The organism is Roseateles flavus (assembly GCF_039872765.1).
Lineage (GTDB): Bacteria > Pseudomonadota > Gammaproteobacteria > Burkholderiales > Burkholderiaceae_C > Roseateles_B > Roseateles_B flavus.
Genome location: NZ_JBDPZC010000012.1, coordinates 120237 through 134836, shown reverse-complemented (window position 1 = coordinate 134836; position 14600 = coordinate 120237). Strand labels below are relative to the sequence as shown.

Sequence of the window (14600 nt, the reverse complement as noted above, 5' to 3'; positions counted from 1 at the left end):
GTGCCAGCAGCCTTGCGTCGCTGGCCGCCGCGTTGACTGTCGACCTTTCATGAACAAGCTTTCCTTCCTGACCTTCGCCCTCCTGCTCTCGTCCTCCCTGGCCAGCCAGGCGCAGGGCAGCGATCCCGCACCTGCGCCCGAGCACACCCTCAACGGCAACCTGAGCCTGGTCAGCGACTACCGCTTCCGCGGCATCAGCCAGACCTGGGCCCTGCCGGCCGTGCAGGGCGGTTTTGACTACGCGCATCGCAGCGGTTGGTACGCCGGCAGCTGGGCCTCCAACGTCTCGGGCAACAGCTACAACAACGGCGCCGGCCTGGAGCTGGACCTCTACGGCGGCGTGAAGCTGCCCGTGATGGGCGAGGCCACGCTGGACCTGGGCGCCCTGGCCTACGTCTACCCGGGTGCGCGCCTCAACAGCGCCCCCGGCGTCGCCAGCAGCAAGCGCTACGACAACCTGGAGCTCTACGCCGGCCTGAGCCTGGGCGCCTTCAGCGGCAAGCTCTCCTATGCCCTCACCGACTACTTCGGCCTCAACGGCGACACCGCCGGCTACGCCTACTTCAGCGCGCTCGATGCGAACGGCTCGTCCAAGGGCACCCTGTACCTGGACCTGAACTACACCGTGGACCTGGGGCAAGGCCTGACCCTCGGCGCCCATGTGGGCCGCACCGAGGTGCGCCATTACGGCGACCTGTCCTACACCGACCTCAAGCTCTCCTTGGCCCAGGAGATGATCGGGCTGAACTGGACGGCAGCCGTCATCGCCACCGACGCGAAACGGGCGCTCTACCAGGTGGGCAACGCCGCCGGCCAGGACGCCAAGCGCGTGGGCAAGGCGGGGCTGGTGCTCAGCGTCGGCAAGACCTTCTGAGGCCGGGGCAGCGCATGAACGTGAAGATGGAAACACCGGCCTTCCCAGGCTGACAATGCCGGCATGCTGATCAACTGCGCCGCCTACCGCTCCGGCATCAAGGTCGAGGACTTCTCGCCCTACGACGAGGCCACCTTGGGGCGCCACTTGGCGGATCCCGACACCTTTGTCTGGATCGCCCTGCGCGACGCCAGCGCCGAGGAACTGCAGCCCTTCCAGCGCCTGTTCCATCTGCACGAGCTGGCCGTCGAGGACGCCACGCACGGCCATCAGCGGCCCAAGGTCGAAGAGTACGGCGAGCTGGTCTTCGCCGTGATGCACCTGGTGGACTGGGTGGACGCGGACCTCAGCATCGGCGAGGTGGCGGTGTTCTGCGGGCCGAACTTCGTGATCTCGGTGCGCAGCGGCAGCCGCGTCCATTTCCTGGGCGTGCGCGAGCGCTGCGAGCGCGAGCCCCACCTGCTGATGCAGGGCCCGAGCTTCGTGCTCTACGCCCTCATGGATGCGGTGGTGGACCGCTACTTCCCCATCGTGGACCTGCTGGAGTCCGAGCTCGAGGAGATCGAACAGAGCATCTTCACGCCCGGCGCGCAGCTGGACAACATCAAGCGCCTCTACGAGCTCAAGCGTCGGCTCATGCGCCTGCGCCGCGCGGTGGCGCCCATGCTGGAGATGCTGTCCAAGTTGCACGGCGGTCGCGTGCCCCTGCTGTGCAGCCGCACGACCGAATACTTCCGCGACGTGGCGGACCACCTGGCGCGCATCCACGCCGCCATCGAGTCCGTGCGCGACACCCTGGCCACGGCCATCCAGGCCAACCTCTCCATGGTCGCCATCGACGACAGCGCCGTCACCAAGCGCCTGGCGGCCTGGGCCGGCATCTTTGCCGTGGCCACGGCCTTCGCGGGCATCTGGGGCATGAACTTCGAGCAGATGCCCGAGCTCAAGTGGGCCTGGGGCTACCCGGCGGCGCTGGGCCTGATCGTCAGCGTCTGCGGCCTGCTGTGGTGGCGCTTCCGGCGCGCGGGGTGGCTGTGATGACGGAACAACGCCCCGACCCCGACGCCCTGCTCGCGCAAATCGACCAGCAGGACCGCGAGGCCCGGCGCGGCCGGCTGCGTGTCTACTTCGGTTCCTCGGCTGGCGTGGGCAAGACCTACGCCATGTTGGCCGCCGCGCGCAAGCTGCAGGCGGACGGGGTGGACGTGCTCGCGGGCATCGTCGTCACGCATGGCCGGGCCGAGACGCAAGCGCTGCTGGAGGGCCTGCCGCAGCTGCCGCTGAGGGCCGTCGAGTACCGCGGCAAGACGCTGCCGGAGTTCGACCTGGACGCGGCCCTCGCGCGCAAGCCCGCCCTGGTCCTGGTGGACGAGCTGGCCCACTCCAATGTGCCAGGCTCGCGCCACCCCAAGCGCTGGCAGGACGTGGAGGAGCTGCTGGCCAACGGCATCAGCGTCTACTCGACCCTCAACGTCCAACACCTCGAGAGCCTGAACGACATCGTCGGCGGCATCACCGGCGTGCGCGTGCAGGAGACGCTGCCGGACACCTTCTTCGACGCGGCCCACGAGGTCGTGATGGTGGACACGCCGGCCGACGAGCTGCTCTCCCGCCTCGCGGCTGGCAAGGTTTACATGGGCGCTCAGGCCGAGCGCGCAGCCCAGCACTTCTTCCGCAAGGGCAACCTGATGGCCCTACGCGAGCTGGCCTTGCGGCGCACGGCGGACCGGGTGGAGGACGACGTCCAGGCCTGGCGCAGCAACCAGCGGGTGAGCGAGGTCTGGAAGACCGAGGCGGCACTGCTGTGCGCCATCGGCCCGGACCCCTCGGACGACGGCGTGGTGCGCGAGACGGCCCGTCTGGCGCAGCAGCTCAATGTCAGCTGGCATGCGGTCTACGTGGAGACGCCGCTGCTCAGCCGCCTGCCGGACGCGCAGCGTGAGCGCATCTTGCGCACCGTGCGCCTGGCCCATGAGCTGGGGGCCGAGACCTCCGTGCTCAGTGCCCAGTCCATCGCCCAGGCCCTGCAGGACCATGCGCGCCTGCACAATCTGTCGACGCTGGTGCTGGGCCGTGCACAGGCCCTGCCGGCCTGGCGGCGCTGGCTGGGCCATCAGACGCTGGCCCGCGCCCTGGAGGCCATGAGCCCGGATCTGGACGTGCTGACGGTCGCCCGCCGCACACCGGCACGCGCCGAGCAGCCGGCAGCCACGGCCGCGCAGGCCGAACCCGGGCTGCAGCGCCTGCGCCGCTACGGTCTCACCGCCGCCGCCTGCATCGGCGCGGCCCTGCTGTGCTGGCCTCTGCAGTGGGCCTTTGCACAGACCAACATCGTGATGGTCTTCCTGCTGGCCGTGCTGTGGGTGGGCTGGAGGCAGGGCCGCGGGCCCGCCGTGCTGGCCAGCTTCCTGAGCGTGGGCCTGTTCGACTTCTTCTTCGTCGAGCCCAAGCTGAGCTTCGCGGTCTCGGACGTGCAGTACCTGATGACCTTCGCCGTGATGCTGGCCGTGGGCCTGCTGACCGGCCAGCTCACCGCCGGCCTGCGCTACCAGGCCCTGGTGGCCTCGGAGCGGGAGCGGCGCGCGCGCCTGCTTTTCGAGCTGACCAGCGACCTGGCCGGCGCGCTGCAGACCGAGCAGGTGCTGGAGGTGGCCGAGCGCACGCTGGCGCGCGAGGTGCAGGGTCAGGTCTTGATCTACACCCTGGACCTCAAAGATCAACTGCAGCCCTCGCCCCGTGAGGCCGTCTTGAGCGAAGCGGACCGTCCCGACGCCGGCACCGCCCGCTGGGCGCTGGACCACCGCCAGGCGGCCGGGCTCTCGACCGACACGCTGCCTGGCAGCCCCTGGCACTACCTGCCGCTGGAGGCGCCCATGCGCCTGCGTGGCGTGATGGCGCTGCGGCCGCGCGCGCTGGGCACCGTGCTGCAGCCCGAGCTGAGCGACCAGCTCGCCACCTGCGGCCGCATCATCGGCCAAGCCCTAGAGCGCGTGCATTACGTGGAGGTGGCCCAGCAGGCCCTGGTGCAGATCGAGTCCGAGCGCCTGCGCAACTCCCTGCTCTCGGCGCTCTCGCACGACCTGCGCACGCCCCTGGCCGTGCTCTACGGCCTCTCCCAGACCCTGGAGACCTTGCCGGGGCTGCCGGCCCAGGCGCGCGAGCTGAGCCTGACCCTGCAGCAGCAGTCGCGCCGCGTGGGCGCCATGGTCAACAACCTCCTGGACATGGCCCGCCTGGAGAGCGGCAGCCTGCAGCTGAACCGGCAATGGCAGCCGCTGGAGGAGGTCGTCGGCACCTCGCTGCAGATCCTGGGCGACAGCCTCTCGCAGCACCGCCTGCAGATGCGCCTGCCGCCGGACCTGCCGCTGCTGCACCTGGATGCCGCACTGATGGAGCGCGTGCTGTGCAATCTGTTGGAGAACGCGGTGAAGTACACGCCCGCGGGCTGCCAGATCGCCCTGAGCGCCGTGGCGGAGCCAGACCAGGTCGTCATCAGCGTGGAGGACGACGGCCCCGGCCTGCCTGCAGGCCGCGAGGAGCATCTCTTCAACAAGTTCAGCCGCGGCGAGAAGGAGTCCAGCACCCCCGGCGTGGGCCTGGGCCTGGCCATCTGCCGCGCCATCGTCGACGCCCACGGCGGGCGCATCTGGGCCGAGCGCAGCGCCCTGGGCGGCGCCGCCTTCAAAATAGCCCTGCCCCGCGGCAACCCGCCTTCGCTGGAGGCCATGGAGACCGACCTGTCTGAACACCATGAGTGAACCGCATCCCGTTGCCCTGATCGTCGAGGACGAGCCCAGCATCCGCCGCTTTGTCCGCCTGGCCCTGGAGACCGAAGGCTGGGTCGTCCACGAGGCCGAGACCCTGCGCCAGGGCCTGATCGACGCTGGTACGCGTCATCCGGACCTTGTCATCCTCGACCTCGGCCTGCCCGATGGCGACGGCCTGAATTACCTGCGGGACCTGCGCAGCTGGTCCCACGTCACCGTCATCGTGCTCTCGGCGCGCAGCAACGAGGCCGACAAGATCGCCGCGCTCGATGCGGGCGCCGACGACTACCTGAGCAAGCCTTTCGGCATTGGCGAGCTGATGGCGCGGGTGCGGGTCTGCCAGCGCCGCCTGGCGACCACCACGCGAGGCCAGGAGGCCGCGCTGACCGTCTTCCGTTTCGGCGAGGTGGAGGTGGACCTGGTGCACCGCCGCGTGCTGCGTGCCGGCCAGCCCGTACACCTGACCCCCACCGAGTACCGCCTGCTGACGCACCTGGTGGCCAACGCGGGCAAGGTGCTCACGCATGGTCAGCTGCTCAAGGCCGTCTGGGGCCCCAGCCATACCGACAGCAGCCACTACCTGCGGGTCTACATGGCCAATCTGCGGCAGAAGCTGGAGGCGGAGCCGGCCAGCCCCAGGCACCTGCTGACGGAGACGGCGGTGGGCTACCGGCTGGTGCCTTGAGCGTCAGACCCCAGCGTTGACGGCCCCCAGCGTTGACAACATCTTGATGCCGGGAGGCTCAGTCTCTGCAAGGCCTTGAGGGAGCGCTCGGTAGATTGCTCCTCATCGCAACACCGCCCGCGCCAGGCCCGGGCCGCTTCCATGAGACCGATCCTCATCCTGCAGCACGAAGACCTGCAGGGCCCCGACTTCCTTCAGCAATGCCTCGGCGACGAGGGCCTGGAGACCTTGGTGCTGCGCCCGGACCAGGGAGACCGGATCCCGGGTGAGCTGCGCGACTTCGCAGGTGTCGCCGTGCTGGGCAGCGACCACAGCGTCCATGACAAGCTGTCCTGGATCGGGGCGGAACGCGTGCTGCTGCAGCAGGCGCTGGCGCACGAGGTGCCCGTGCTGGCTCACTGCTTCGGCGCGCAGCAGCTGGCCCTTGTGGCCGGTGCGCAGGTGAGTCGCAACGCCTGGCCCAACGTCGGCTGGTCGCGCGTCTGGGTCACGCCGGAGGGCCGGCGCCTGTTCTGCGGGGCGCAGGAGCTGCAGGTGTTCAACTGGCACTATGACACCTTCGAGATCCCGCGCGGCGCCAGGCGGCTGCTCTTCGGCGCGCACTGCCTCAACAAGGCCTTCGCGCTGGGCCCGCATCTGGGGTTCCAGTGCCATCTTGAGGCCAGCGAAGCGGGCCTGCGTCGTTGGTGCGAGGCGGGCCGAGCGGAGGTCGAGGGCTTGCGCGGCCCGGCGGTGCAACGCTGGGGGGACATGCTGCGCGACCTGCCGGCGCGCACGATGCAGCTGCAGCGCATGGCAAGAGCGGTGTATCACCAATGGGCCTGGCAGTTGCAGGGACCGCCCCGGCGGCGAGTACCTGCCGGTGCTGGCGCGTGATCCGGCCGTGCCACAGTAGGGACCGGTCTTGCCATGCCATCGGTCCCTGCAGCGCCCCTGTCCGAGTCCGAATGCGAGTCCAAGTCGGGACGCTCTCCATCCACAGGCCCCTGTCCATCGCGTTCTGGACCGAACTGCCCCTGCTGCAGCGGGAAATGCCCCCCGGGGCCGCGGCAGTCCTAGCGCGGCCCGCCTGCCAGCGCCAGCAGCCGCACCACCCCGACCGGCTCCTCCGCCATCAGTGGCACCACGGCATGGCGCCTTGCGTGGCGCTGCGCCACCGCGTCGATGAAGGGCCGCTCCCGGGCCGCCCGGGCACGCAGCAACGGCGATTGGGTCGGCGTCACCGCCACGCTGTTGTTGACCACCCAGGCCCAGGGCTCGATGCCAGCCCGGCGCAGGTCCTCCTGCAACAGGGCGGCCTCCTGCACGGGCGTGTTCTCGGCCAGGGTCGCGATCAGGACCTTGGTGCGCGCCTCGTCCTGCAACTGCATCATCGGCGTCGTGAAGTGCACACCCGAGCCTGACATCTGCCGGGCGATCTCCCGGTGATAGGCCCCGGTGGCATCCAGCAGCAGCAGGGTATGCCCCGTGGGGGCCGTGTCCATCACGACGAACTTGCGGCCGGCCTCGCGGATGATGCGCGAGAAGGCCTGGAAGACGGCGATCTCCTCGGTGCAGGGCGAGCGCAGGTCTTCTTCCAGCAGGGCGCGGCCCTGGGCGTCCAGATTCTTGCCCTTGGTCGCCAGGACCTGGTCGCGGTAGCGCTGGGTTTCCACGCGAGGGTCTATGCGGCTGACGGTCAGGTGCTCCATCTGGCCCGCCAGCGTCTCTGCCAGGTGGGCGGCCGGGTCCGAGGTGGTGAGGTGCACCGGCAAGCCTCGTCGCGCGAGCTCAACGGCAACGGCCGCTGCCAGCGTCGTCTTGCCGACGCCACCCTTGCCCATCACCATGATGAGCCCATGCCCCGGCGCCGCCAGCTCGTCCACCAGCTGGGCCAGCGTTGGAGCAGCAAGAGGCTCGCCGGGCGCGGCATCGGCGGCCCGCTCCTGAGGCCGCGGCGCATCAAGGAACTGGCGCAGCGCATCCAGACCGACCAGATCGAAGGCCTTCAATGGAACCTGGTCCACGGGCAGCCCGCCAAGGACTTCGGGCATGGCGGCGAGGGCGGCTTGCTCGCGCCGCACCACGGCGGCGGCCAAGGGATCGTTCGCGCCTTCGGCAGCAGGCATGACACCGTTGATGACCAGATGCTGCCGTGTCAGACCGATGCGGGCCAGCTCTTCGTGGGTGCGCGCGACCTCGCGCAAGGTCGAGGCCTGGGCGCGGGCCACGAGGATCAGGCGCGTGCGAGCCGGGTCGGCCAGGGCATCCACGGCCGCCTTGTACTGCGCGCGCTGCTTCTCCAGGCCAGCCAGGGGTCCGAGGCAGGACGCATCGCCCTTGCCGGTCTCGAGGAAGCTGTTCCAGGCGCCCGGCAGCTGGAGCAGGCGGATGGTGTGCCCCGTCGGCGCCGTGTCGAAGAGGACATGGTCGAAACGCTGGACCAGCGACTCATCCGTGAGCAGGCCCGTGAACTCGTCGAAGGCGGCGATCTCCGTGGTGCAGGCCCCGGACAGCTGCTCCTCGATGCCCTTGACGACATCCGCCGGCAGCACGCCTCGCACCGGCCCGACGATGCGGTCCCGGTAGCCCTGGGCGGCGGCCTGCGGGTCGATCTCCATGGCCCAGAGCTTTGCCACCTCGGGCACCGCGGTGATCTGGTTGCCGATGCGGATGCCAAACACCTGGCCGACGTTGGAGGCCGGATCGGTGCTGACCAGCAGCACCCGCTGGCCGGCCTCAGCCAGCTTGACGGCCGTGGCGCAGGCGAGGGAGGTCTTGCCGACGCCCCCTTTGCCGGTGAAGAACGCGAAGCGGGGCAGGTGCTCAATGAATTTCATGGAGCCTCCCTGGTCAGCAGCACTTGCCGCCGCTGCAGCAACCGGCAGCGCCTGCACCCTCACTGGAGCTCGTCAAGCCTGCCCACTGCGCCAGCTGCTGACGGCTGGGGTAGCGCCCCGCGAGCACGATCTGGCCGTCCAGCAAGGTGATCGGCAGGGCGTCCTGCCCGGACCGCTCCAGGAAGGCGCGCACGGCCTCGTTCTGGGCGAAGACCAGCGGCTGCTGGGCCAGGTTGAAGCGTTCAATGGACGCGCCCTGGCCCTTGGCCCAGTCGACATCGGCCGCCGCCTGGACCAGGCGGGCGTCAACATCCTGGCCGCAGACGCCGCTGCTGCAGCACAGGGCGGGATCAAAGATCTGGAGGGTAGGCATCGTGAACTCCCGAGCTTGTTGCCATCGAACCGGCACAAGGTTCGCGCAGAGGTCGGGCCTGCGCCTTGTCTTGCATCAATATTTCCAATTCTATAGAATTATCAAGCTATGGAAGAGCAACAAGTCGTCCGTTCCCTCGCAGCCCTGGCGCAAGCCCATCGGCTCAAGGTGTTCCGTCTGCTGGTCGTTGCAGGCCCGCAAGGCCTCACGCCAGGTGCCATCGCGGATGCGCTGGAAGTGCCGGCGGCAACGCTGTCCTTCCATCTGAAGGAGCTGAGCCATGCCGGCCTGGTGACGCAGGAACGCATCAGCCGCAATGTGGTGTACCGCGCCGCCTTCGAACACATGAACGAGCTGCTGGCCTTTCTCACGGAGAACTGCTGCCAGGGCGAGGCCTGCCTGCCCGCCTCGACGACCCATTGCGCCTGCTGAGCGGACGCTTTGCGCCGGCAGCCCCGCGACCCACCCAAGTCCGCCCCATGACCACCAACGTCCTCATCCTCTGCACCCACAACTCCGCCCGCAGCGTGCTCTCCGAGGGCATGCTGAACCATCTCGCCGCCAGGCTGGGCAAGGACGTGAAGGCCTTCAGCGCCGGCAGCGCGCCCAGTGGCCGCCTCAACCCCTTCGCGCTCGAGGCCCTGAGCAACGCAGGCGTCGACGTCAGCGGCTATCGCAGCAAGAGCTGGGACGAGTTCACCACGCCCGAGGCGCCGCCGCTGTCCATCGTGATCACCGTCTGCGACAGCGCGGCAGCGGAACAGTGTCCGGTCTTCTTCGGCGGCCAGGGCCAGCCGGTGAAGGTGCATTGGGGCTACCCCGATCCCTCCTATGCCGAAGGGGGCGACGAGGGCAAGCGCCGCGCCTTCGAGCTGACCCGCCAGGCCATCGGCTATCGCATGGTGCAGCTGCTGCAGCTCCCGCTGGAAACCCTGGGCAAGCCTGAACTGCTGGCGGCCCTGAACGCCATCGCCAAGAGCTGAGATGCACGTCATGACTGCACGCCCCTCTCAGAAGCTGCTGGCCGAAGGCCTGGGCACGGCGCTGCTGCTGGCCGTGGTGATCGGCTCCGGCATCATGGCCGAGCACTTGGCCGGCGGCAACGTGGCCCTCGCGCTGCTGGCCAATACGGCGGCCACCGTGGGCGGCCTCTATGTCCTCATCGAGGTGTTCGGCCCGCTCAGCGGCGCGCACTTCAATCCGGCGGTCTCGCTGGTGATGGCCGCGCGCGGCGAGCTGCCCATGGGCCTACTGGGACCCTATGTGCTGGTCCAGTTGCTCGGTGCCATGGCAGGCGCGTGGCTGGCCCACGCCATGTTCGACCTGAGCCTCCTGCAGTGGTCCGGCAAGCTGAGGGGCGGCGTGGGGCAGTGGATCGCCGAGGCCGTGGCCACCTTCGGGCTGCTGCTGGTGATCCTGCGGGCCCCTGCCGGGCGGGCCTCATCCCTGGTGGCCGCCTATATCGGCGCGGCCTACTGGTTCACCGCCTCCACGTCATTTGCCAATCCTGCGGCGGTGTTCGGTCGCATGTTCAGCGACAGCTTCGCCGGCATCGCTCCGGCCAGTGCACCGGGCTTCGTGCTGGCGCAGCTGGTGGGCGCCGGCCTGGCCGTCGGCGCGGCGCGCCTGCTGTCCCCAAGGGGCGCATCAGCTCAGGGCGAGGAAGAAGAAGCCAGGCCAGCGCGCAAGACCTGACCCCCTGACGGACGGGGCCGCGGCCCCGTTCTCTTGGCCCGGATAGTTGCTATTGACAACCTATGAGGAGCTTTCTATCGTGCGCCCAAGTCGTTGCCCTGCACACCCACATGCCCAAAGCACCCGCCTCCTCCGCATCCAGCCCCGGCAGCCTGCTGCGCGAAGTGGCTCGCCTCTACACGCGAGCGCAGCGCGTGGTCGCGGACTGCTGTCGCACCACCAGCACCCAGTGCCACCTGCTGACCGAGCTGGCGCGCTCCGGGCCCTTGCCGCTGTCGGAGTTGGGCACGCGGGTCAGCCTGGAGAAGAGCTGGGTGTCGCGCGCGGTGGAAGCCATGGCAGCCCGTGGCTGGGTGACCAAGGAGCCGAACCCGTCCGACGCAAGGAGCTGGCTCGTCACGCTCACCGCCGACGGCGTGCGCACCGTCCGTGAACTGAACCACACGCTCGACGCCCACGCGGACCAGCTGCTGGACCGCCTGGGCGAGCGCCAGCGCGCTGCCGTCGAGCAATCCCTGTTGCTGCTGCTTCAGGCCCTGCGGGAAGACCAGGCGGCCATGTGCTGCCTACCGCCGCCCGAGGCCAAGGACGTCAAGAACGTCAAGGACAAACCATCATGTTGCTGAACCCAGTCTCCCTTCGCCAGGCCGGCGCCTCCGACTGGCCCGCCATCGAAGCCCTGCTGCTGGCCAACAAGCTCCCCACCGAAGGGGCTCGCGAGCACCTCGCGACCTCTGTGCTGGCCGTCTCGAACGGCGGGGTCGTCGGCTGTGCCGGCGCCGAGGTCTATGGCGCCGTGGCGCTGCTGCGCTCGGTGGCCGTGGCCCCGGGGCTGCACAAGAAGGGCATCGGCCGGCTGATGCTGCAGACCCTGCTGCAGCAGGCGCGCGCCCGGGACATCGCCTCGCTCCACCTGCTGACCGTGACCGCGCCGGAGTACTTCGCACAGTACGGCTTCAAGCGCGGCACGCTGGCTGAGGCGCCGGCGGCCCTCAAGGCCTCGGCCGAGTTCCAGGGCGCCTGCCCGGCCTGCGCCGCCTTCATGAGCCTGACCCTGCGTGAGCTGCCGAAGGCGCAGGACGGTCTGCCCGTCGCCGTGCTCGGTGCGGGCCCGGTGGGCCTGGCCGCGGCAGCCCAGCTGATCGAGCGCGGCCTGCCCTTCGTGGTGCTGGAGGCCGGGCGTGAGGTGGGCACCCATCTCCAGGACTACGGCCATGTGCGCCTGTTCTCCCCCTGGCAGTACAACATCGACGCCAGCATGGCCCGGCTGCTGGCGCCGACCGGCTGGATGGCTCCACCTGACGCCGAACTGCCGTTTGCGGCCGAGGTGGTCGAGCGCGTCCTGAAGCCTTTCGCAGCACTGCCTGCGGTGGCCTGTGCCTTGAAGCTTGGGGCCCGCGTGACCGCCCTCAGCCGCGAGGGCTACGACAAGGTCAAGAGCACCGGGCGAGACCAGGCCGCCTTTGTCGTGCGCTATGTGCAGGACGGGCGCGAGCAGAGCTTGCGCGCCCGCGCCGTCATCGACGCCACAGGCACCTGGAGCACGCCCAATCCCCTGGGCGCCAATGGCCTGCCGGCGCTCGGCGAGGCGGCAGCGGCGTCTCAGATCTTCCATGGCATCCCCGACGTGCTCGGCGCGCAGCGCCTGCGCTACACGGGCAAGCGGACCCTGGTGGTGGGCGCCGGGCACTCGGCGGCCAACGCCCTGCTGTACCTGGCCGAGCTGGCCCGGCAGGCCCCGGGCACCCGGCTGGCGTGGGCGGTGCGCTCGCCCTCGCTGCAACGCGTCTTCGGCGGTGGCAGTGCGGATGCGCTGCCTGCGCGCGGCGAGCTCGGCAGCGCGCTGCAGCGCCTGCGCGAGAGCGCGGAGATGGAGTTCTTCAGCGGCCTGCGCATCACCGAGGTCCGCCGGGAGTCCTCGGGCCAGCTGACCGTCCTGGGCACGGATGCGCAGCAGCAGCCCATCGAGGTGCCCGGCATCGACGAGATCATCTGCGCCACCGGCCAGCGCCCCGACTTGCGCATCGGCAGCGAGCTGCGCCTCAAGCTCGATCCCTGGCTGGAGTCCACCGAGGCCCTGGGCCCGCTGATCGACCCGAACCTGCACAGCTGCGGCACCGTGCGGCCGCACGGCCATCGCGAGCTGTCGCATCCGGAGCCGGGCTTCTACACCGTGGGCGTGAAGAGCTATGGCCGTGCGCCGACCTTTCTGATGGCCACCGGCTTCGAACAGGCGCGCTCCGTCGTTGCCGCCCTGGCGGGTGACCTGGAAGCTGCCGACCGGGTCGAGCTGGACCTGCCGGAGACGGGCGTGTGCTCCCTCGGCGCCGCTGATGCGGATGCCGGCAGCAGCGCCTGCTGCGGCGCTCCGGCCGAGACGAGGCCTGCCGCCGAGGCGCTTGCCGGGGGGGCCTCCCCCCTCTCGATCACGGCCCCCGCAAGCTCGTCCTGCTGCGGCCCCAAGCCCACCCGGGAAGCGGCAGCGCCTGCCGCCCGGTGCTGCGGCTGAGCATGCGCCAGCGCCGCACCACGACGGTCATCGCGCTGGGCCTGGCCCAGACCCTGGCCTGGGCCTCGTCCTACTATCTCCCGGCGATGCTGGCCCAGCCCATGGCCCGCTCGCTGGGGCTGGCCACACCCGACATCTTCGCGGCCTTCTCGGTGGCCCTGGTGGTGTCGGCACTGGTCGGCCCGCATGCGGGGCGGATGATCGACCAGCAAGGCGGCCGGCGCGTGCTCGCCGCCACCAGCTGCCTCTTTGCGGCCGGCCTGGCGCTGATGGCGACGAGCACGGGCTTCACCAGCCTGCTGCTGGCCTGGGTGGTCATGGGCCTCGCGATGGGCAGCGGGCTGTACGAGGCCGCCTTCGCGACGCTGGTCCGCCTGCATCGGCTGGAGTCCCGCCAGATGATCACCGGCATCACCCTCATCGCCGGCTTCGCCAGCACGGTGGGCTGGCCGCTGAGTGCCTGGCTGAGCGCGCAGTGGGGCTGGCGCGAGGCCTGCTGGACCTGGGCCGCGCTGCATGTGCTGGCGGGGTTGCCCCTGAACCTGAGCCTGCCGCGGGCCGAACCGGCACACGATGCGGCCGGCCCGAGCCAGGGCGATTCAGGTGAGCTGGGGGCCACCCCCGAGCCCGGCCTGGGCCCCGTAGTGGCCCTGTCCCTGGTGTTCGCCACGACCTGGTTCACCAGCACCGCCATGGCCGCGCACTTCCCGCGCTTGCTCCAGGGCTTCGGCATTGGGGTGGCGGGTGCCGTGGCCATTGCTGCACTGATCGGTCCCTCGCAGGTGGCCGCGCGCCTGTTCGAGTTTGGATTCCTGCGCCGCGTGCATCCGCTGCTGTCGGCGCGTCTGGCCACGCTGGCGCACCCGCTGGGCGCGCTCGGTCTTCTGATCCTCGGTGGCCCGGCGGGGGCGGCATTCGGCATCCTGCATGGGGCAGGCAATGGCGTGCTGACCATCGCCAAGGGCACCTTGCCGCTGGTGATCTTCGGCGCACAAGGCTACGGCCATCGCCAGGGTCTGTTGATGCTGCCGGCACGCGTCGCCCAGGCCTTCGCGCCGTGGCTGTTCGGCCTCGCGCTGGACCGCTGGCAGGGGCAGGCCCTCTGGCTCACCACCGCGCTGGGCCTGCTGGCCTTCGGGACGCTGATAGGGCTGGGGCGTCTGCGGACGCCGCCCTGAACGCCCTGCGCGCCCGCAGCGCCCTGCTGCGCGGGCGCGGCAGCTGTGGGTGCAGCGGCTGAAACAGGGGCGCGGCCGCCGGTCCGCGGCTTCACGCTTGACTCCGGAGCTGCTACAGGCTTTCAACTGTCGACAGTTGAGGATCCGATGCGCCGGCCCGCAAGACCTGACCCCGGGACTCAGCAGCCATCGAGCCCTCGCCCCCGGTGAAACCCTGAGCCATCGATATACTGCCGCCCATGCGCCGCTTCTTCGTCCTGGTCCTGACCCTCATGGTGGCCGTCCAGCTGTCCTGGGCGGGCGCGTCGCTGTGCTGCGTGGGCGAGCTGGCCGGCAAGCAAGGGCCGGCTGACGAAGGGCCGGTGGCGATGCAGCTCATGGGGGACACCGCCCATGCGGGCAGTCCCGGCGAGGCGTCCCATGCCTGTGAGCTGGGGCATTGCCATTGCCATCACGCGGGCTGCGCAACGCCGGCCCTGGCCCTGGCCCAGCCGGCGACGGCCCCTGCGGCCCTGCCCACGCCGGCCACCGCCGAGCGTCACAAGTCCCACATCCCCTCAGGGCTCGAACGCCCCGACTGGCTGCGCGCCTGATTCGGCGCGCCGCCTGACCTCCCTCGCACGCTGATCCAGCGTGGTGCCGCCTGTCTGGGCGGCACCGGCCGCGCCGAACCGTCCCTCGTTGTGTCCTGCAACCTTGG

General features: G+C 70.2%; 14 protein-coding genes. 12 read left to right on the top strand and 2 right to left on the bottom strand.

Annotated features, from left to right (window positions below; genetic code table 11):
• Positions 1-49 precede the first annotated feature (49 nt).
• The 5 genes from ABDJ40_RS21075 (at position 50) to ABDJ40_RS21055 (ending at position 6202) form a co-directional block, all read left to right on the top strand.
• Positions 50-874 carry a TorF family putative porin gene (locus ABDJ40_RS21075; RefSeq protein WP_347612607.1) on the top strand — a complete coding sequence of 275 codons (825 nt, stop codon included), beginning with the start codon at positions 50-52 and terminating at the stop codon, positions 872-874.
• 63 nt (positions 875-937) lie between these two features.
• Positions 938-1912, top strand: a complete 975-nt coding sequence (locus tag ABDJ40_RS21070; RefSeq protein WP_347612605.1) for a magnesium and cobalt transport protein CorA — start codon at positions 938-940, stop codon at positions 1910-1912.
• The gene (locus tag ABDJ40_RS21065; RefSeq protein WP_347612604.1) at positions 1912-4632 is read left to right on the top strand and encodes a DUF4118 domain-containing protein; all 2721 of its coding nucleotides are present in this window, start codon (positions 1912-1914) and stop codon (positions 4630-4632) included. Before ABDJ40_RS21070 ends, ABDJ40_RS21065 begins: the two co-directional genes overlap by 1 nt.
• Entirely contained in the window at positions 4625-5326 is a 702-nt protein-coding gene (gene kdpE / locus ABDJ40_RS21060; protein WP_347612603.1) for a two-component system response regulator KdpE, read from the top strand. Before ABDJ40_RS21065 ends, kdpE begins: the two co-directional genes overlap by 8 nt.
• Before the next feature lie 141 nt (positions 5327-5467).
• Entirely contained in the window at positions 5468-6202 is a 735-nt protein-coding gene (locus ABDJ40_RS21055) for a type 1 glutamine amidotransferase (protein WP_347612601.1), read from the top strand.
• Positions 6203-6381: 179 nt separating this feature from the next.
• Here the strand turns inward: ABDJ40_RS21055 and arsA are convergent, their stop codons facing one another.
• Positions 6382-8145 carry an arsenical pump-driving ATPase gene (gene arsA / locus ABDJ40_RS21050; RefSeq protein WP_347612599.1) on the bottom strand — a complete coding sequence of 588 codons (1764 nt, stop codon included), beginning with the start codon at positions 8143-8145 and terminating at the stop codon, positions 6382-6384.
• A 13-nt stretch (positions 8146-8158) separates the two neighbouring features.
• Positions 8159-8518, bottom strand: a complete 360-nt coding sequence (gene arsD, locus ABDJ40_RS21045; protein WP_347612597.1) for an arsenite efflux transporter metallochaperone ArsD — start codon at positions 8516-8518, stop codon at positions 8159-8161.
• Between the two features lie 108 nt (positions 8519-8626).
• Between arsD and ABDJ40_RS21040 the strand changes: the two genes are divergently transcribed.
• The 7 genes from ABDJ40_RS21040 (at position 8627) to ABDJ40_RS21010 (ending at position 14493) form a co-directional block, all read left to right on the top strand.
• The gene (locus tag ABDJ40_RS21040; RefSeq protein ID WP_347612595.1) at positions 8627-8950 is read left to right on the top strand and encodes an ArsR/SmtB family transcription factor; all 324 of its coding nucleotides are present in this window, start codon (positions 8627-8629) and stop codon (positions 8948-8950) included.
• A gap of 47 nt (positions 8951-8997) precedes the next feature.
• A complete protein-coding gene (locus tag ABDJ40_RS21035; protein ID WP_347612592.1) occupies positions 8998-9501 on the top strand; it encodes an arsenate reductase ArsC in 504 nt (167 codons plus the stop codon).
• Positions 9502-9511: 10 nt separating this feature from the next.
• Positions 9512-10213 carry an aquaporin gene (locus tag ABDJ40_RS21030; RefSeq protein WP_347612591.1) on the top strand — a complete coding sequence of 234 codons (702 nt, stop codon included), beginning with the start codon at positions 9512-9514 and terminating at the stop codon, positions 10211-10213.
• 110 nt (positions 10214-10323) lie between these two features.
• Positions 10324-10839 (top strand): MarR family winged helix-turn-helix transcriptional regulator, encoded by a 516-nt coding sequence (locus tag ABDJ40_RS21025; RefSeq protein ID WP_347612590.1) that lies wholly within the window; start codon positions 10324-10326, stop codon positions 10837-10839.
• Positions 10830-12722, top strand: a complete 1893-nt coding sequence (gene arsN2, locus ABDJ40_RS21020; RefSeq protein ID WP_347612589.1) for an arsenic resistance N-acetyltransferase ArsN2 — start codon at positions 10830-10832, stop codon at positions 12720-12722. Before ABDJ40_RS21025 ends, arsN2 begins: the two co-directional genes overlap by 10 nt.
• A 2-nt stretch (positions 12723-12724) precedes the next feature.
• Positions 12725-13900: an MFS transporter gene (locus ABDJ40_RS21015; protein ID WP_347612587.1), complete on the top strand. Its 1176-nt coding sequence runs from the start codon at positions 12725-12727 to the stop codon at positions 13898-13900.
• A 239-nt stretch (positions 13901-14139) separates the two neighbouring features.
• A complete protein-coding gene (locus ABDJ40_RS21010; protein ID WP_347612585.1) occupies positions 14140-14493 on the top strand; it encodes a hypothetical protein in 354 nt (117 codons plus the stop codon).
• The last annotated feature ends 107 nt before the right edge of the window (positions 14494-14600 follow it).